At 69.1% G+C, this 17,580-nt stretch carries 18 protein-coding genes; 8 read left to right on the top strand and 10 right to left on the bottom strand.

What is annotated here, in order from left to right:
• Positions 1-95 precede the first annotated feature (95 nt).
• A complete protein-coding gene (locus tag MAA8898_RS04830) occupies positions 96-1,118 on the top strand; it encodes an alpha/beta hydrolase (RefSeq protein ID WP_094019837.1) in 1,023 nt (340 codons plus the stop codon).
• Positions 1,119-1,157: 39 nt separating this feature from the next.
• Here MAA8898_RS04830 and MAA8898_RS04825 read toward each other — a convergent pair whose 3' ends face one another.
• Entirely contained in the window at positions 1,158-2,378 is a 1,221-nt protein-coding gene (locus MAA8898_RS04825) for a phosphoglycerate kinase (RefSeq protein ID WP_094019836.1), read from the bottom strand.
• 124 nt (positions 2,379-2,502) lie between these two features.
• On the opposite strand from MAA8898_RS04825, the gene MAA8898_RS04820 reads away from it, so the two are divergent.
• The 3 genes from MAA8898_RS04820 to MAA8898_RS04810 all read left to right on the top strand — a co-directional run bounded on the left by MAA8898_RS04820 (position 2,503) and on the right by MAA8898_RS04810 (position 4,761).
• On the top strand, positions 2,503-3,015 hold the full coding sequence (locus tag MAA8898_RS04820) for a peptidylprolyl isomerase (protein ID WP_094019835.1): 513 nt from the start codon (positions 2,503-2,505) through the stop codon (positions 3,013-3,015).
• Complete coding sequence (locus tag MAA8898_RS04815) at positions 3,002-3,703, top strand: peptidylprolyl isomerase (protein ID WP_306456368.1); 702 nt, start codon at positions 3,002-3,004, stop codon at positions 3,701-3,703. Before MAA8898_RS04820 ends, MAA8898_RS04815 begins: the two co-directional genes overlap by 14 nt.
• 95 nt (positions 3,704-3,798) lie before the next feature.
• Positions 3,799-4,761, top strand: coding sequence for a DUF3179 domain-containing protein (locus tag MAA8898_RS04810; RefSeq protein ID WP_094019834.1), 963 nt, complete (start codon positions 3,799-3,801; stop codon positions 4,759-4,761).
• A gap of 104 nt (positions 4,762-4,865) precedes the next feature.
• On the opposite strand, the gene MAA8898_RS04805 is transcribed toward MAA8898_RS04810, so the two are convergent.
• The gene (locus tag MAA8898_RS04805) at positions 4,866-5,759 is read right to left on the bottom strand and encodes a GNAT family N-acetyltransferase (protein ID WP_094019833.1); all 894 of its coding nucleotides are present in this window, start codon (positions 5,757-5,759) and stop codon (positions 4,866-4,868) included.
• Between the two features lie 47 nt (positions 5,760-5,806).
• Here MAA8898_RS04805 and MAA8898_RS26160 point away from each other — a divergent pair, with 47 nt between their 5' ends.
• A complete protein-coding gene (locus MAA8898_RS26160) occupies positions 5,807-5,956 on the top strand; it encodes a hypothetical protein (RefSeq protein WP_176445067.1) in 150 nt (49 codons plus the stop codon).
• A 12-nt stretch (positions 5,957-5,968) separates the two neighbouring features.
• Here the strand turns inward: MAA8898_RS26160 and tyrS are convergent, their stop codons facing one another.
• Positions 5,969-7,222 (bottom strand): tyrosine--tRNA ligase, encoded by a 1,254-nt coding sequence (gene tyrS, locus MAA8898_RS04795; protein ID WP_094019831.1) that lies wholly within the window; start codon positions 7,220-7,222, stop codon positions 5,969-5,971.
• A 62-nt stretch (positions 7,223-7,284) separates the two neighbouring features.
• Between tyrS and MAA8898_RS04790 the strand changes: the two genes are divergently transcribed.
• Entirely contained in the window at positions 7,285-8,379 is a 1,095-nt protein-coding gene (locus MAA8898_RS04790; RefSeq protein ID WP_094019830.1) for an anhydro-N-acetylmuramic acid kinase, read from the top strand.
• On the opposite strand, the gene MAA8898_RS04785 is transcribed toward MAA8898_RS04790, so the two are convergent.
• Together MAA8898_RS04785 and moaA are read right to left on the bottom strand one after the other, a co-directional pair.
• On the bottom strand, positions 8,376-9,245 hold the full coding sequence (locus MAA8898_RS04785; protein WP_094019829.1) for a beta-keto acid cleavage family enzyme: 870 nt from the start codon (positions 9,243-9,245) through the stop codon (positions 8,376-8,378). The genes MAA8898_RS04790 and MAA8898_RS04785 overlap by 4 nt on opposite strands.
• A complete protein-coding gene (moaA, locus tag MAA8898_RS04780) occupies positions 9,238-10,245 on the bottom strand; it encodes a GTP 3',8-cyclase MoaA (protein ID WP_094019828.1) in 1,008 nt (335 codons plus the stop codon). Before moaA ends, MAA8898_RS04785 begins: the two co-directional genes overlap by 8 nt.
• Before the next feature lie 94 nt (positions 10,246-10,339).
• Here moaA and MAA8898_RS04775 point away from each other — a divergent pair, with 94 nt between their 5' ends.
• Positions 10,340-10,825: a hypothetical protein gene (locus MAA8898_RS04775; RefSeq protein WP_094019827.1), complete on the top strand. Its 486-nt coding sequence runs from the start codon at positions 10,340-10,342 to the stop codon at positions 10,823-10,825.
• Here the strand turns inward: MAA8898_RS04775 and MAA8898_RS04770 are convergent.
• The 4 genes from MAA8898_RS04770 to glmU form a co-directional block, all read right to left on the bottom strand.
• Positions 10,822-11,505, bottom strand: coding sequence for a DNA alkylation repair protein (locus MAA8898_RS04770; RefSeq protein ID WP_094019826.1), 684 nt, complete (start codon positions 11,503-11,505; stop codon positions 10,822-10,824). The genes MAA8898_RS04775 and MAA8898_RS04770 overlap by 4 nt on opposite strands.
• 102 nt (positions 11,506-11,607) lie before the next feature.
• Positions 11,608-12,153, bottom strand: coding sequence for a pyridoxamine 5'-phosphate oxidase family protein (locus MAA8898_RS04765; RefSeq protein WP_094019825.1), 546 nt, complete (start codon positions 12,151-12,153; stop codon positions 11,608-11,610).
• 1 nt (position 12,154) lies between these two features.
• Positions 12,155-13,975 (bottom strand): glutamine--fructose-6-phosphate transaminase (isomerizing), encoded by a 1,821-nt coding sequence (glmS, locus tag MAA8898_RS04760; protein WP_094019824.1) that lies wholly within the window; start codon positions 13,973-13,975, stop codon positions 12,155-12,157.
• A gap of 36 nt (positions 13,976-14,011) precedes the next feature.
• Entirely contained in the window at positions 14,012-15,367 is a 1,356-nt protein-coding gene (glmU, locus tag MAA8898_RS04755) for a bifunctional UDP-N-acetylglucosamine diphosphorylase/glucosamine-1-phosphate N-acetyltransferase GlmU (protein ID WP_094019823.1), read from the bottom strand.
• A 110-nt stretch (positions 15,368-15,477) separates the two neighbouring features.
• Here glmU and MAA8898_RS04750 point away from each other — a divergent pair, with 110 nt between their 5' ends.
• Positions 15,478-16,143 (top strand): HAD hydrolase-like protein, encoded by a 666-nt coding sequence (locus MAA8898_RS04750; protein ID WP_094019822.1) that lies wholly within the window; start codon positions 15,478-15,480, stop codon positions 16,141-16,143.
• A 45-nt stretch (positions 16,144-16,188) separates the two neighbouring features.
• Here MAA8898_RS04750 and MAA8898_RS04745 read toward each other — a convergent pair whose 3' ends face one another.
• The gene (locus tag MAA8898_RS04745) at positions 16,189-17,490 is read right to left on the bottom strand and encodes an MmgE/PrpD family protein (protein WP_094019821.1); all 1,302 of its coding nucleotides are present in this window, start codon (positions 17,488-17,490) and stop codon (positions 16,189-16,191) included.
• Positions 17,491-17,580 lie beyond the last annotated feature (90 nt).

Raw genomic sequence — 17,580 nt, 5'->3', positions numbered from 1 at the left:
GTCCGCGCGGTGCGGGCGTTGCACGCTTGCACGCCAACGCCGCGAACTGCCGCCGGGGGCTGGAAACGAATCGGGCAACGGCGGAGTTTTCCTGAATGTTGCGCGGTTTGCTGATCCTGTCGCTGTGCGTCCTCCTTGCGTCCTGCGCCACGCGGGGCGAAATCGGCTATGTCCCGTTGGCCGAGGGCGAGTCCGCCACCCTGCGGCGCGTCTTTGTCGCCACCAACCGAAACCTTGCGCCCCAAGGCGACGTGAATCTCGTCCAGCAGGCCTTTGGCGACTCGCGCGGGCGGGCGCTGCGCTATGGCTGGGCCGACATCTCGATCCCGCCGGGCCACAAAAGAGGCGAGATCGAGTGGCCCGGTCGGGCGCAACCGGACCCACACAAGCACTTCGTGACCCGCAACGGCGGGCCTTACGGCGCAGACCGGGCCTTTCTCGACGGGCTCAAGGGTGCTTCGCAACCGGGGCGGCGCGACATGGTGCTGTTTGTCCACGGCTACAACGTCAACAACGCCGAGGCGGTCTACCGCGTCGCGCAGGTCGCGCACGACTTTGACGCGCAGATCCCCATCGTGGTCTATTCCTGGGCCTCAGCCGGCAACCCGCGTGGTTATGTCTACGACCGCGACAGCGTCATCTTTTCGCGCGACGGGCTGGAAAAGGTGCTGACCGACCTGGCCGATGACGGCTGGCGCGTCACGCTGCTGGCGCATTCCATGGGCTCGCAACTGACGATGGAGACGCTGCGGCAGATCTCCATCGGCGGCAAGACAAAGGTGCTGAAGGCGCTGCGCGGCGTGGCGCTGATCAGCCCGGACATCGACGAAGACGTCTTTGTCCAGCAGGCGCTGCGCATCGAACCCTTTCCCGAGCCATTTCTCGTGGTGATCTCGACCGAGGACTCGGCGCTGAACATCTCGGCCTGGCTGACGGGCAAGCCCTGGCGGCTGGGTTCGATCCAGGACAAGACGCATCTTGCCGGCCTGCCGATCGAGGTGGTGGACCTGAGCGATTTCGACGGCGGCGACAAGCGCAGGCATGCCACCGCCTTTACCGCGCCCGCGGCGATCCGCCTGCTCTATACGATGGAACGCCAGATCGCCCAGGGGCGGTGATCCGGGCACCCGGCAGTATCCCGGGTGCCCTGTGGTGCGTCACTCTTCTTCGTCGTGATGCTCGTTGCCTGCCACGTCCAGCGCCGCGACGCCGGGCAGGACCTTGCCTTCCATCCACTCGAGAAAGGCACCGCCCGCCGTTGAGACGTAGGAGAAATCCGAGGCCGCCCCGGCCTTATTCAGCGCGGCGACCGTGTCGCCACCGCCGGCCACCGACACCAGCTTGCCCAGGCCGGTGCGCTCGGCGGCGTGGCGGGCGGCGGCGTTGGTCGCGGCGTCAAAGGGCGCGATCTCGAAGGCGCCCAGCGGGCCGTTCCAGATCAGCGTGCGGGCCTCGTCGATGGCGTCGGTGATCGCCTCGACCGATTGCGGCCCGGCGTCCAGGATCATCGCATCCGGCGGGCAGGCGTCCACGGCCACCACCTCGTTGGCGGCGCCCTCCTTGAACTCGCGGGCGATCACCACGTCGACCGGCAGCAGGATCCGGCAGCCGGCGGTCTCGGCCCGGGCCATGATCTCGCGGGCGGTGGGGGCCATGTCGTGCTCGGCCAGCGACTTGCCCACGTCGACGCCCTTGGCGGCCAGGAAGGTGTTGGCCATGCCGCCGCCGATCACCAGCACGTCGACCTTTTCGACGAGGTTGCCCAGCAGGTCCAGCTTGGTCGAGACCTTGGCCCCGCCCACGACCGCCAGCAGCGGCCGCAGCGGCGCGCCCAGCGCGCTGTTCAGGGTCTCCAGTTCCGCCTGCATCAGCCGCCCCGCACAGGCGGGCAGGGCATGCGCCAGCCCCGTTGTCGAGGCATGCGCCCGGTGTGCCGCGGAAAACGCATCGGAACAGAACACGTCGCCCAGCGCCGCCATCGCGGCCACCAGCTCGGGGTCGTTCTTTTCCTCGCCCTTGTGAAAGCGGGTGTTTTCCAGCAGCGCCACCTGGTTCGGCCCCAGCCCGTCGATCACCGCCGCCGCGGCGGGACCGATGCAGTCGGCGGCAAAGACCACCTCGACGCCCAGCGTTGCCTCCAGCGCGGGGATCAGCGGCTGCAGGCTCATGTCGGTTCGGCGTTCGCCCTTTGGGCGGCCGAAATGGGCCAGCAGGATCGGCTTGCCGCCCTTGTCCAGGATGCTCTGCACCGTCGCGGCGATGCGCTCGATCCGGGTGGCGTCGGTGACCTGCCCGTTCTCCATCGGCACGTTGATATCGACGCGGGTCAGGACCCGTTTGCCGTCAAGGTCCATGTCGTCCAGCGTGTTCCAGCCCATCCCGTTCCCTCCGGTGTCGTGCTCCCCGGCCCACTAGACCCTAAGCGGCCCGGAGGTCAACGCCGTCTTGGCTTTGGCCCCGGCTCAGGCTACCTCTCGTCGCAGTTTTGGAACGGAGAGAGACATGGCCGACATCAAGGACCCCGAAAACACGATCCTCATGGAACTCAAGGACGGCACCGTCGTCATCGAACTGCTGACCGAGGTTGCACCCCAGCACGCGGCGCGGATGAAGGACCTCGCCCGCGCGGGAGCCTATGACAACGTCTGCTTTCACCGCGTGATCGAGGGTTTCATGGCGCAGACCGGCGACGTGGCCCACGGCAACATGGAAAAGGACTTCAACCTGCGCCGCGCGGGCACCGGCGGATCGGACCTGCCGAACGTGCCGGCCGAGTTCTCCAAGCTGCCGCATGACCGCGGCACCCTGGGCGCCGCCCGCAGCCAGGCGCCGAACAGCGCCAATTCGCAGTTCTTCATCAACTTCAAGGACAACCATTTCCTGAACGGCCAGTACACGGTCTATGGCCGCGTGCTGTCGGGCATGGAGCATGTCGACAAGATCGCCCGGGGCGAGCCGCCCACAGCACCCGACCGGATGATCTCGGTCAAGGTGGCCGCTGATGTCGCGCAATAGCGGACGCTTCATCGCCATCGCGGTGGTGCTGGTGCTGGCCGGCGTCTACACGATCCTGCGCGACAGGCAGGGACCGGACACCGGCGTGCCGGAGGCCGTGGCTGTCGCCCCGGCGCCTGATCCCGCATCCGCTCCGGCCCCCGCGCCAGAGCCTGCCGTCACCCCGGAGGCGGCCGACCTGGGTCTCAGCATCCAGATCGCCGGCGAGGCGAACGGCACCGTTGTCATCGACCTGTTAGAGGACGTGGCCCCCGGCCATGCCGCGCGGATCGCCGCGCTGGCGAAATCCGGCGCCTATGACGGCGTGGTGTTCCACCGGGTGATCGACGGCTTCATGGCGCAGACCGGCGACGTGACCTTCGGCAAGTCGGGGGGCGAGGGCTTTGACATGCGCCGCGCCGGCATGGGCGGATCGGACCTGCCCGACCTCAAGGCCGAGTTCTCGGACATCCCGTTCGAGCGCGGCGTGGTCGGCATGGCCCGCTCGCAGAGCCCGGACAGCGCCAACTCGCAGTTCTTCATCATGTTCGATGCGGGGCCCTTCCTGAACGGGCAATACACCGTGGTCGGCAAGGTGACCGAGGGCATGGAGGTGGTCGACGCCATCAAGCGCGGCGACGCGCGTGCCAACGGCGCTGTGCTGGGCGAACCCGACCGCATGGTCGCGGTGACCGTCACCGGAGAGTGATCCTACCGCGCACGCGCCGTCACGAGCGCGTGCGCGGGGCTGGCCAGATCGCTTGCGGTCCGGCATCCTTCCTGCCAACCCCGGGAGGAAGGTCCATGCGTCTGCTCATCTCATGTCTTGCCGTGCTCTGGGCGGCCGCCGCCACGGCCGATCCCGCGTTCTGGCGGTCGGAATGGCCGGATACGGATTTCGACCGCACCAGCGTGACCAGCTGGACCGAGATCCTCTCCGGCGGCCCGCCCAAGGACGGCATCCCGGCGCTGTCGGACCCGCAGTTCGTGGAGTTGGACAAGGTGACCGGCATTCCGGGCAACGAACCGCTGATCGCCGTTGTGATCCAGGGCCAGCGCCCGCGCGCCTACCCAATCCGCTACCTGACCTGGCACGAGATCGTCAACGACGTCATCGGCGGCGTGCCGGTGGCGGTCACCTTCTGCCCGCTGTGCAATTCCGCGCTGACCTTCGACCGGCGGGTCGGCGGGCGTGTGCTGACCTTCGGCGTTTCGGGCAAGCTGCGCAATTCGGACATGGTGATGTATGACCGCGAGACGCAGAGCTGGTGGCAGCAGGCGCTGGGCGAAGGCATCGTCGGCGAGTTGACCGGCGTGCGGCTGACCGCGCTGCCCAGCTGGATGGAAAGCCTCGACCAGTTCCGCGAGAGGCATCCCGACGGGGTGGTCATGGCGGAACCCGCCTGGAACCGCCCCTATGGCCAGAACCCCTATCGCGGCTACGACACCTCGAAGCGGCCGTTCCTCTATTCCGGCGAACCGCCGCCGCACGGCGTGCCGGCGCTGATGCGGGTGGTGCGCGTGGGCGACCGCGCCTGGCCGATGGACCGGCTGGCGCAGGAGCAGGAGGTGCGCGAGGCCGGCGTGGTGATCACCTGGCGCGCTGGCCAGGCCTCGGCCTTGGATGCGGGCGCGATTGCCGCGGGGCGCGACGTTGGGTCCGTCCGGGTGCGGGACGAAAGTGGCGCGGACCTGCCGCATGACGTGATGTTCGCCTTTGCCTTTCACGCCTTTTGGCCGGAGGGGAAGTGGATGCTGGGGAACTGACCGCTTGTTGTGAGGGGAAGAGGGGGCGCCGCCCCCGCCGCCCTGCGGGCGACTCCCCCCGAGGATATTTGTGGCCAGAAGAAACCCTGGGGTGCGCTTGCCGGTCAGCGCATCAGCCAGCCGGGCAGGTGGCGGGCGAGCGGGGCGAGCGCGCCCAGATGCAGCCAGGTGCCGCCCAGCCGGTGGGTGCGCGCGCCGGTGCCCAGCTTGAAATGCGTGAGGCCGGGCGCGTCCTGGCTGTTGAGAATGCCCAGGTCGAGGCAGTCATGCCCGGCGTCCGCCAGCTGCGACATGGCGCGCCACAGCAGCAGGTTCATGGCGTGGTGGCGGCGGCCTTCGTCGCTGGTCACGCCGATCTGCCAGGTGGCCATGCGGCCATGTTTCAGGATCAGCGCGGCGGCGATCGGCGCATCGCCCAGCCGCGCTTCGAAGACGCGGGCCTGCCCCGGGTTTGTCGCGGCAAAGGCGGCGGCAAAGTCGACGGGCAGGCCACGGTAGCGCCGCTGGCGCGTCTGCGCCGCCTCGGCCCCCAGGATCCAGTGGCCGTCGGTCAGCGCCCGTTCCGTCACGGTCAGCGGCCCGGCCTCGGCCCGGTTCAGGCGGTTGCGCCACTTCTGCCGCAGTGCGGCGCGCATCGCTGCGTCATCGCCCAGCGGCAGCAGCGCAAGGCTGGCCGGGGTCATCAGCGGCCAGAACCCGGCCCGGCGCAGCGCCCCCGCGGGCATGCCGTCGGCATTCAGCACCAGCGGCCGCCCGTCATGCCAGCGGCGCCACTCGTTGGACCAGTCGTCCAGGTCGGCAGGCTCGGCGGCGACCGGCCCGCGTGACACGAGATCGATCCGGCCGAGCGCCTTCAGCCGCCGCGACTGCACCTGCCACCACAGCCGCGGATCATCGCCGCAGGTGCGCCGGTAGCGGCGCAGCGGACGGCCCAGCGCCTCAAACGTGCGGGCAAATTCCTCGGACTGGGGCAGAGGCAGGGCGAGCGCGTGAATCATGGCGCATGTTAACCCTGTGGCAAGTTTCCATCGTGTTAACTGGCGGCATGAAAAACGCCCCCCCGCGCGCCACGCCGCCCCGCTCCCATGCCAAGGCTCTCGCCCGGCCACGGCCTACCGCTGCCGCCGCCCTGCTGCTGGCCTCGGTCCTGTCATTGCCCTTTGCGGCTCTGGCGCTGACCCAGGCGGTGTTCTGAGCCTGCGGCGGATCACTCCGCCAGCTTGACCAGCGCGTGCCGCTTCTTGCCGGCCGACAGCTTGACCGGCGAGGACAGCGCGCCGGCGTCCAGCACCAGACCGGCGTCGGTCAGTGCCGCATCGTCGATGCGCGCGCCGTTCTCGGCGATCAGCCGCTTGGCCTCCTTGCCGGACTTGGCCAGACCCGACCGCACCAGCAGTTGCACGATCGAGATGCCGCCGCCGATCTCCTCGGCGCTCAGCTCCAGCGTCGGCAGGTCATCCCCGATGCCGCCCCGCTCGAACACCTCGCGCGCCGTCGCCTCAGCCGCCGCTGCCGCGTCCGCCCCGTGGCACAGCGTGGTGACTTCGTTCGCCAGCACGATCTTGGCTTCGTTGATCTCCGACCCCGCCAGCGCGCCCAGGCGCGCGCATTCCTCGACCGGCAGCTCAGTGTAGAGCTTCAGGAACCGGCCCACGTCTGCGTCCGTGGTATTACGCCAGAACTGCCAGAACTCGTAGGGCGCGCGCATGTCGGCGTTCAGCCAGACCGCGCCGTCCTGCGACTTGCCCATCTTGCGCCCATCCGAGGTGGTCAGCAGCGGCGAGGTCAGGCCAAAGATCTGCGCGTCGACCACCCGGCGCGTCAGGTCGATGCCGTTGACGATGTTGCCCCACTGGTCCGACCCGCCCATCTGCAACAGGCAGCCGTAGCGGCGGTGCAGCTCAAGGAAATCGTAGGCCTGGAGGATCATGTAGTTGAATTCGAGGAAGGACAGCGACTGTTCGCGGTCCAGCCGGGATTTCACCGATTCGAACGACAGCATCCGGTTGACCGAGAAGTGCCGCCCGATGTCGCGCAGGAACTCGAGGTAGTTGAGCCCGTCCAGCCACTCGGCGTTGTTCAGCATCAAGGCCTTGTTCGGCCCGGTGTCGTAGTCGAGGTACTTGGCAAAGACCTGCTTGATGCCGTCGATGTTGGCGTCGATCTGCGCCGGCGTCAGCAGCGGGCGTTCCTCGGCGCGGAAGCTGGGATCGCCCACCTTGGTCGTGCCGCCGCCCATCAGCGTGATCGGCTGGTGCCCGGTCTTTTGCATCCAGCGCAGCATCATGATCTGGATCAGGCTGCCCACGTGCAGCGACTGCGCGGTGGCATCGAACCCGATGTAGCCCGGCACGATCCCCTTGGACAGCGCCTCGTCGAGGCCCTGGTAATCGGTGCAGTCGGCAAGAAAGCCGCGCTGCATCATGACGGCCATGAAGTCCGATTTGGGATGGTAGGTCATGTCGGTGCCTCTGTATACTTTGCCGCGCAGGTATAAGCACGGGCAAGGCCGAGGGAAAGTGCATGTTGAAGGGGCAGGCGATCTGGGCGCTGGGCGCGATGTCGGGCACGTCGCTGGACGGGGTCGACGCGGCGATGCTGCACACCGATGGCGAGCGGATTTTCGATTTCGGCACCTGCGGCTACCGGGCCTATTCGGCGGAGGAACGCGCGGTGCTGCGCGCTGCCCTCGGGCGCTGGCCGGGGCCGGGGCTGGAGGCGGCGCTGGGCGTCGTGCAGGACGTCCATGCCGAGCTGCTGGCGCAGTTTCCCAACGCGGACCTGGTGGGGTTTCACGGCCAGACGCTGGCGCATGACCCGCGCGGGCGCGGCACGCACCAGCTGGGCGACGGGGCGGCGCTGGCGCAGGCGCTGGGCAAGCCGGTGGTCTGGGATTTCCGTTCGGCCGACGTGGCGCTGGGCGGCGAGGGCGCGCCGCTGGCGCCCTTCTTCCACTGGGCCTGCGCGCGCTGGATCGGGGCGGAACGGCCGCTGTGCTTTCTCAACCTTGGCGGCGTCGGCAACCTGACCTGGGTGAACCCTGCGGCCGCGAAACCCGATTCCGAGGGCGCGCTGCTGGCCTTCGACACCGGCCCGGCCAACGCGCCCATCAACGACCTCGTGGCCGACCGGCTTGGCCTCGACTGCGACCGCGACGGCGCGCTGGCCCGCAAGGGCCGGGTGGAGGAGGGCGCGCTGGAGCTGTTCCTGGCGGAGTCGTTTTTCCGCAAGATGCCGCCCAAGTCTCTGGACCGGGACGATTTCGCGCTGATGCTGGACCTCGTGCGCGAACTGTCGGATGCCGATGCGGCGGCCACGATGACGGCCATGGCGGCGGCGGCGGTGATGCAGGGGATGGAGCATTGCCCCAGCCCGCCCGAGCGCCTTCTTGTCACCGGTGGCGGGCGGCACAACCCTGTGATGATGCGGATGCTGTCCGCAGGGCTGGATTGCCCGGTGATACCGGTCGAGGATGTGGGGCTGGACGGCGACATGCTGGAGGCGCAGGCCTTTGCCTATCTCGCGGTGCGCGTCGCGCGCGGCCTGCCCACCTCGGCGCCCTCGACGACCGGCGTCGCCGCGCCGGTGGGTGGCGGGCAGATCAGCCGCCCGACCTAGCCCAGCCGAGCGCGCAAGGCGGCTGCCGATCCGGGGCTGTGGCCCGCCGCCACGATCCGCGCCACCGCAGCTTCGGTCAACGCCACGTTGCCTGTGTCGCAGTGGAACGGCGCGTCTTCCAGCCCGACTCGAATGTGCCCGCCGCGTGCCAGCGTCGCGTCGAAGACCGGGGAAAGGTCCACCTGCAAGCCCGCGCTCATCCACAGCGCCCCGGGGGCCACCTCGTCCAGAAGCGCGCAGTAGGCGTCCAGCGCATAGACGCGCGGGGGAAAGCCGAAGGTGAAGCCGTCACTGAACATCAGGCGATAGACCGGCTCCGGGCAGCCGGCCCGCCATGCCATCTCGGCCCCCAGTCGCAGGAAACCCGGCTCGTAGATCGCGTAGCTGGGGTGAAACCGGTGCTCGGCGGCCAGCGCAAAGCCGTGCCGCAATTCCTCGACCGAGTTGCGGTAGAGAAACCCGTTGCCGCCCGTGGCCAGCTCTGCGTGCGACGCGAGGATGGTGCTGCCGGGGTCGATCACCGCCCACTCCAGCAGCCCCGCGCGTGCCAGCGCCTCGACCGTCGCGAATCTCTCTTCTGGGCGCATCGGCGCAATGGCGTCGGCTGACCCGGCCAGCGGCAAGGTCGGGTAGACGATCACGTCCGCCTGCGCGCGGATGCCCTCGATCACCCGCGCGTAGGCGTCGAAATCCTCGAATTGGCGCCCCGTCGCAGGATCGTAGACATGCAGGTGGATCACCGCGGCCCCCAGCGCCGCGCAGGCCAGGCCCTCGGCCACCAGGTCCTCGACCGAAATCGGCATCAGCGGCTGGCGGTCGCGCGACCAGGGTCCGTTCAGCGCGACCTCCAGAAAGACGTCAGCCACCCGTGTGCGACATGTGCCGCGACACGCGCCCGTCTACAGTCTGCCGCGAGTAGTCGAAGTCATGCCCCTTGGGCTTGCGGTCGATGGCGGCGCGAATGGCCTGTTCCAGCGGTGCGTCGTCGCCCGGGAAATTGCGCAGGGCCGAACGCAGGTCGGCGTTGTCCTCCTGCCCGAGGCACATGAACAACTCACCCGTGCAGGTCAGGCGCACACGGTTGCAGCTTTCGCAGAAGTTGTGCGTGAGCGGCGTGATGAAGCCGATCTTCTGCCCCGTCTCCTCCAGCCGCACATAGCGCGCCGGGCCGCCGGTGCGTTCCGGCAGGTCGGTCAGGGTGTAGTGCTCGGCCAACCGCTTGCGCAGGTCCGAGAGCTTCCAGTACTGGTCCAGCCGGTCCTCGTTGCCGATGTCGCCCATCGGCATGACCTCGATCCAGGTCAGGTCGAGGTCCCGCTCGGCGCACCATTCGGTCATGGCGATCAGCTCGTCCTCGTTGAAGCCCTTCAGCGCCACCGCGTTGATCTTGACCCGCAGACCGGCCGCCTGCGCCGCGTCCAGCCCCTTCATCACCTGCGGCAGCCGCCCCCAGCGCGTGATGTCGGCGAACTTCTTCTCGTCCAGCGTGTCGAGCGAGACGTTGACCCGCCGCACGCCAGCCTCGTGGAGGTCCCCGGCGAACCGCTCCAGCTGCGAGCCGTTGGTCGTCAGCGTCAGCTCCTTGAGCGCGCCGGCCTCCAGGTGCCGCGTCATGCGGCGGAAAAACGTCATGATATCGCGCCGGACCAGCGGTTCCCCGCCGGTGATCCGCAGTTTTTCCACCCCCAGTAGAATGAAGGTCGAACACATGCGATCAAGCTCTTCGAGCGTCAGAAGCTCCTTCTTCGGCAGGAATGTCATGTTCTCCGACATGCAGTACACGCAGCGGAAATCGCAGCGGTCGGTGACGGAGACCCGAAGATAGGAGATCGGGCGGCGGAACGGATCTATGAGCGGGGCTGTCATGCGGGCAACACTAGTCCCCGGTCGCAATTTCGGCAATAGTGGGTCTTGCCATACAATAGTCTCAGGGAGGTGCCCGGTGCGGAGTCTCACGACCATGGTTGTCATCCTTGCGGGGCTGACCCTCGCAAGCTGCGGCAAGCTGCCCTTCGGCAAGGAGGCCGCGCGCGCCGATGCCACCCCGCCGCCCGGCACCACGCGGCCGCAGGCCCGGCCGGAGGCGGTCGACGCGCGCCAGCCGCCGCCCAACGCCCGCACCGCCGAGCAGTTCGACACCACCACCGCCGAAGAACGTCGCAAGGCCGCCGCCGCGCCCGCCGCTGCCGCCGAAAAGCTGCTGGGCGAAACGGTGGCCAGCCTGGGCGACCCGGTGCGCCCCGGCTTCTGGCTGGAAACGCCGCTGGTCAGTGCGCCGCAGAAGGGCCGGGTGCTGAACCCCGCGACGGGCAAGTCCGCCCAGGTCGACCTGATCCCGATCGACGGCCCGCCCACCGCCGGCAGCCGCCTGTCGCTGGCCGCGATGCGGCTGGTCGAGGCGCCGCTCACCGCCCTGCCGACGCTGCGGGTGTTCGCCGGCGGCTAGCCGCGCAGGTACTTGCCCGCCTCCTTGCGGGCAAAGGCTTTCAGCCCCGCGCCATGGGACACAAGGAAATCGCGTGCCGCGGGCGCGTCGTGCTTGGACAGGTCACGGATCCACCAGGCCACCGCCTTCTGTATGAACCAGTCGCGGTCGGGCACATAGCCCGCCGCCCAGCCCAGCACCCGGTCCCGCGCCGCCACTTCTTCGGGCTTGGGAAAGGTCAGTTTCGCCAGCGGCAGGGTGATCACCAGCGCCGCGCGCCGGGTCCACATGTGGTCGCTGCGGGTCCAGCCTTCGACCTCGTCCAGCCGTGACAGGTCCGCCATCACCCGGCGCTGGCCCGCCATGCAGGCGTGGTCCGCAACGGCCCAGCCGTCGAACTCCGGCGCCCAGGAACAGATCAGCCGCCAAACCGGCGCGTCGTCCGGCCGAATGCGCGCCTGCGTCAGCAGCTTGGCCGCCAGGATCCGCGCCTCGTGGATGTCGCTCCGCCACAGCCCGTCCGCCAGCGCGATCCGCGCCTCCAGGTCCATCCCGGGCCGCCAGTCGCGGGCGAAATCGTTCAACACCGGGTTCGGCACGCCCAGGTAGACGCGCGCCGCCTTGTGGTAGGCGGCCGATCCCGCCGCCCGCCGAACATCCCCGGCCGCCCGCAACAGATCCAGCGCCTCGTCAACCGTCATGCGCCGCGCCCCGCGTTTCTTCTGGCCACAAATATCCCGGGGGAGTCGACCGAAGGGAGACGGGGGCAGAGCCCCCGACCGCCGTCAAACCTTGGCGCCCGCTCATTCCGGCAGAACGCCGGTGGGCATCCCGTCGATGGTAACTCGGTTCCTCTCGTCCCAGTAGGCGCGGATGCCGTCCGGTCCCTTGCGCTCGGTCCATTCGGCCAGCGTATCACGCTCCCCGGCATAATCGAAGTGGGGCACCGCGTAGCCGCAGGAGCTTTGCACCATCTCCAGCGTCACGTCGTAGACCTGCCGCACCCCGACCGAGGCCGGGAACCGGGCGTTCAGCTCCGCGAATCCGTCATCGCGCAGGTGCAGCACCTTGGCCGCGCCATAGGCGCGCAGGATCATCGGCTGGCGTTCAAAGCCGCACCACATCAGCGTCATGCGGTTGACGCGGGCGAGGTGGCCCGCCGTCTCGTTGCCGCTGCCGGTCAGGTTGCGCCACACCACACGGTTCGGTCCCAGCACCCGCAGGCTGTCCATCCCCTTGGGCGACAGGTTCACCCGCCCGTCCTCGGCCGCCGTGGCGACGAAAAAGATGTGCTGCGCCGCGACGAAGCGCGTCAGCGCCTCGGTCAGACCGGGGTATTGCGTTGCCATCTCACTCCACCGTCACCGATTTCGCCAGGTTGCGCGGCTGGTCCACGTCAGTGCCCTTGGCGATGGCAGTGTGGTAGGCCAGCAGTTGCGCCGGCAGGGCATAGAGGATCGGCGTCAGCACGTCCGGCACCTTTGGCATCTGGATCACCCGCCAGACGTCCTGCCCGGCGGCGGCCGCGCCTTCGCTGTCGGTGATCAGGCAGACCCGGCCGCCGCGCGCCATGACCTCCTGCATGTTCGACACGGTCTTTTCGAACAGCGCATCCCTGGGGGCCATGACGACCACCGGGACATGCTTGTCGATCAGCGCGATGGGACCATGCTTCAGCTCGCCAGACGCATAAGCTTCGGCGTGGATATAGCTGATTTCCTTGAGTTTCAGCGCGCCTTCCAGCGCCAGGGGATACATCAGCCCGCGCCCCAGGAACAGGATGTCGCGCGCCTCGGCCAGCCGCCGGGCGACGCCGGCGATCACCTCGTCGCGGTCGAGCGCCGCGTTGAACGTCCCCGGCAGCGCCCGCAGCGCGGTCAGTATCTCGTCGCGCGCCTCACGCGTCAGCCGGCCGCGCGCCTCCGCCGCCTTCAGCGCCAGCAGCAGCAGCACGTTGAGCTGACAGGTGAACGCCTTGGTCGAGGCGACGCCGATCTCCACCCCGGCGTGGATCGGCAGGGCCAGGTCGCTTTCGCGCGCGATCGAGCTGTTGGGCACGTTGACCACGGAATAGATCTTGTCCGCCTTGCCCCGGCAGTAGCGCAGCGCCGCCAGCGTGTCGGCCGTCTCGCCCGATTGCGAAACGAACAGCGCCGCCGTGCGCGGCATGATCGGCGGTTCGCGGTAGCGGAATTCCGAGGCGATATCGACCTCCACCGGCATCCCGGCCAGCTGCTCGAACCAGTATTTCGCGGTCAGGCAGGCGTAGAAGGCGGTGCCGCAGGCCACCATGGTCAGCCGGTCGATCCGGGTAAAATCGATGCCCGGGTCGGGCAGGGCGATGCCCTCTTCGGTCAGGTAGGCGTTCAGCGCGTTCGACAACACACGCGGCTGCTCGGCGATCTCCTTGGCCATGAAATGCTTGTAGCCGGCCTTGTCGACGCGGGCGGCGTCCATCTGCACGGTGCGCATCTCGCGGTTGACCAGCCGCCCCTTGGCATCGCGGATCGTCACCCCGGTGCGGGTCAGCACCGCGCGGTCGCCTTCCTCCAGGTAGGTGATGTGCGGCGTCAAGGGCGCCAGCGCGATGGCGTCCGAGCCGACGTACATCTCGCCCTCGCCATGCCCGATCGCCAGCGGCGAGCCCTTGCGCGCGGCGACCATCAGGTCCTCCTCGCCGTCGAACAGGAAGGCCAGCGCAAAGGCGCCGTCCAGCTTGTCGATGCAGGCCATCGCCGCCTCGACCGGGCCCAGCCCGGTCTGCATCAGGTGATGGGTCAGCAGGGCGATGGTCTCGGTGTCGGTCTCGGTCTGCGGGTGCAGCCCGGCGGCGGCGGCCACCTCGGCGCGCAGCTCCTTGTAGTTCTCGATGATGCCGTTGTGCACCACCGCGACGGGGCCGGAGCGGTGCGGATGCGCGTTGTCGGTCGAGGGCTGGCCATGGGTCGCCCAGCGGGTGTGGCCGATCCCCGACTTGCCCGCCAGCGGTTCGTGCACCAGCAGGTCCGACAGGTTCACCAGCTTGCCCATGGCGCGGCGGCGGTCCAGCTGCCCCTTGTGCACCGTCGCGATGCCCGCGCTGTCATAGCCGCGGTATTCCAGCCGCCGCAGCGCCTCGACCAGTTGGGGCGCAACCTCGTGTTCGCCCAGGATGCCGACTATTCCACACATGATCCCAAATCCCTTGCCCGAAAACCTGCGGCGCGGTCAGACCGCATCCTGTTTCTGCTTTGCCTTCTTGGCCCGCAGCATGTCCATCAGCCGCGTCGCAAAGCCCGGCTTGACCTCCTGCCGCGCCCGGCCCAGCGCCAGCGCGCCCGCCGGCACGTCCGCCGTGATGACCGAGCCGGAGCCCGTCATCGCGCCGTCGCCCAGCGTCACCGGCGCCACCAGCATGGTGTCCGAGCCGATAAAGGCGCGCTTGCCGATCACGGTGCGGTGCTTGAACACGCCGTCGTAGTTGCAGGTGATGGTGCCGGCGCCGATGTTGGTCCGTTCGCCGATCTCGGCGTCGCCGATATAGCTGAGGTGGTTCGCCTTGACGCCCTCGGCCAGGGTCGCGTTCTTGATCTCGACGAAATTGCCGATGTGCACGTCCTCGGACAGCTCCGCCCCGGGGCGCAGTCGCGCATAGGGGCCGACCACCGCGCCGCGACTGACATGGCAGCCTTCGAGGTGCGAAAACGCCCGAATGCGCGCGCCTGATTCGACCGTGACCCCGGGGCCAAAGACCACCATGGGCTCGATCTCGGCATCGCGGCCGATATGGGTGTCCCAGCCCAGGTGCACCGTCTCGGGCGCCTGAATCGTGACGCCGATGTCCAGCAGTTCGGCTCGCGCCCGCGCCTGGAATGCCGCCTCGGCCCGCGCCAGGTCCTCGCGCGAGTTCACGCCCATGGTCTCGGCCTCGGCGCAGGAGACGGCGGTGGCGCTCAACCCCGCCGCGCGCGCCAGCCCGACCACGTCCGTCAGGTAGTATTCACCCGAGGCATTGTCGTTGCCGACCTTGTCCAGCAGGCCGCGCAAGACGCCCGCATCCATCGCCATGACGCCCGAGTTGCACAGGGTGATGGCCCGCTCGTCTTCGGAGGCGTCCTTGAACTCGACGATCCGTTCCAGCGCCTCGCCCTGCATCACCAGCCGGCCATAGCGCGCCGGATCGGCGGCCTCGAAGCCCAGAACGACCACGTCGAACCGCGCGCGCGCGGTGCGCATCGCCTCCAGCGTCTCACCCGAGATGAACGGCGTGTCGCCATAGAGCACGTAGGCATCGCCCTCGAAGCCGTCCAGCGCGGGCAGCGCCTGCGCCACCGCGTGGCCGGTGCCCAGCTGTTCGGCTTGCAGGACGACGGATATGTCGGGGTCATACTCCTCGACCGCGGCCTTGACCGCGTCGTACCCGTGGCCCGCCACGACGACGCAGCGCTCCGGTTCCAGCGCGGCACCGGCGCGCAGCGCGTGCCACAGCAGCGGGGCACCGGCGACGCAGTGCAGCACCTTGGGCCTGTCCGATTTCATGCGGGTGCCCTGGCCCGCAGCCAGGACGATCAGGGCGCTGTTCATGGGCTGCTCCGGAATTGCCTCTTTTTCCTGTCCGTTTTATCGGGTTGGTTCAGTGGTGCAAGGCCGGGCGGTTCACGTCGGATTGCGGCATGTGACAGAAGGACCAGCCGATGCGCAAATGCGTCATTTTCGATCTCGACGGCACCCTGGCCGACACCAGCGGCGATCTCATCGCCGCCGCGAACGCCTGTTTCGAAGGCATGGGCATCGCCACCCGGCTCGATCCGCTGGCCGATGCCGGCATCGCCCTGCGCGGCGGCAAGCGGATGTTGACCGAGGGTCTGACCCGCGAGGGCCGCCATACCGAGGCTGAGGTCGAGGCCTGGTATCCCCACCTGCTCGACGCCTATGGGCAGGCGCTTGACGTGCATACCAAGCTCTATGACGGCGCGGTCGCGGCGGTCGAAGACCTGCGCCGCGCCGACTATGCCGTGGGTGTCTGCACCAACAAACCGGAAGGCCTGGCCGAAACCCTGCTGACCCGGCTGGGCGTGCGCGGCCTGTTCGGCTCGATGATCGGCGCCGACACCCTGCCCACGCGCAAGCCCGACGTCGCGCCCTACTGGGCGGCGGTGGACGGCTGCGGCGGCGCGCGCGGCGCCTCGCTGCTGGTGGGCGACAGCGACACCGACCGCAAGACCGCCGCCGCCGCCCGCGTGCCCTGCGTGCTGGTGACCTTCGCGCCCGAAGGCCGCGCCGTGCTGGACCTGAACCCCGAGGCGGTGATCGACCATTTCGACGAGCTTGCCCCGACCGTTGCGCGCCTGATCGGTTGATGCGTCATCAGCCCGGAATAGGCTGACCTGCCGCTGCTATCGGCGTCACACCGCGCGAAACAGCAGCGCGGTCAGATCGCTCAGGGGTGTGTGCTCCAGTCCTTCGATGGCGGCGTGGATCGCGCTTGCCCGGTCGCGCCCCAGCACCGGGTCGGCCAGCGCGTGGAACTTGTCGACCAGTTCGACGTCCGAGGGCGGGTCCTGCCAGTCCCAGCGCGGCGTCATCCAGTCGCCCGTTAACCGCTGCCCATCGCGCAGCACCAGCGTCACCCGCGCCAGCCGCGTGCCCGGAAAGACGCGGTTGGCCTCCGCCGCCTCGGTCATCACCAGCCCTTCGGACAGGCGCAGCACCTCCGGGTCGCACAGGGCGTCGCCGTCGATGTCTTCGGGCCGCACATCGCCGCGCACCATGGCCACCGCGCACGGAAAGGACGTGGAATACTGCGCCTCCTCGGTGGTGACAGGGCGGGCCGTGGCCAGCCGGATCGCCTCGTGAAAGCTTTCCACCTCGATCCGGTCGACCTGCGCCGCCGTCACCCCATGCGCCCGGCGCAGCGCCAGCACGCCCTCGATGGGCGCCTGGGCCCAGCGGCAGACCGGGTAGGGCTTGAAATACTGCTTGAGGATGCGCCAGTCCGTGCCCAGCCCGGTCCAGGCGCCGGGCGCATCCTCCACCGTGATCGCCGGCGCGCCGGTAAAGCCGCGCGCCGCCAGCTGCACCGCCGAGACGCCGCAGAGCGCGCCCCAGCCCGAGCCGTCCTTGACCATGGTGGGATCGTCGATGCAGCGCATCATCTGACTGCGCGGCCCGTGATATTCGGCGATGCCCAGCGCGTGCCGCGTCACCTCGGGCGACAGCCCGCACAGCCGCGCCCCCGCCGCCGCCGCCGTGACCGCGCCCCAGCTGCCCGAGGTGTGATAGTCCGGGCAGGTGGCGTGCTGCGCCTCGGAGACGCGCGCGCCGAATTCATAGCCCATGACCAGCGTGGTCAGGACCTCCTGCCCCGAGACCGCGCGCTGGTGGCCAAAGACCAGCAGCGCGGGCAGCAGCGGGCAGCCGATATGCCCTTTGGCGGGGTTGTAGCCGTCGTGCCCGTCGAGGCTGTCGATGGTCATGCCCATGGCCATGGCCGCCGCCGCGGGGGCGGCGCTGCGCCCGTCGAACAGCAGCGGCATGGGTCCGGGCATGTCCTCGGCCGCATGGTCGCGGATGATCCGCGACAGCCTTGTGCCCAGGCCTCCGGCGGCGACGCCCAGCAGGTCCAGCAGGCAGGCCCTGGCCCGCGCCCGGACGAGGTCGGGCAGGTCGTCCCAAGTCAGGTCATGAAGGAACGAGATCGGTGTCATGCCGCCAGACTAGGCGCGCGCCGGTGCCCGGTGCGGGCGGAAAGCGACGCGGACCGTGCGCGCACGGTCGCGAATGGATTGACCCGCGCC

This window comes from Antarctobacter aquimaris, from assembly GCF_900184945.1.
GTDB lineage: Bacteria > Pseudomonadota > Alphaproteobacteria > Rhodobacterales > Rhodobacteraceae > Maliponia > Maliponia aquimaris.
Note: the sequence above shows the minus strand (reverse complement) of the source record. Positions and strands in the feature narration are given on the sequence as shown.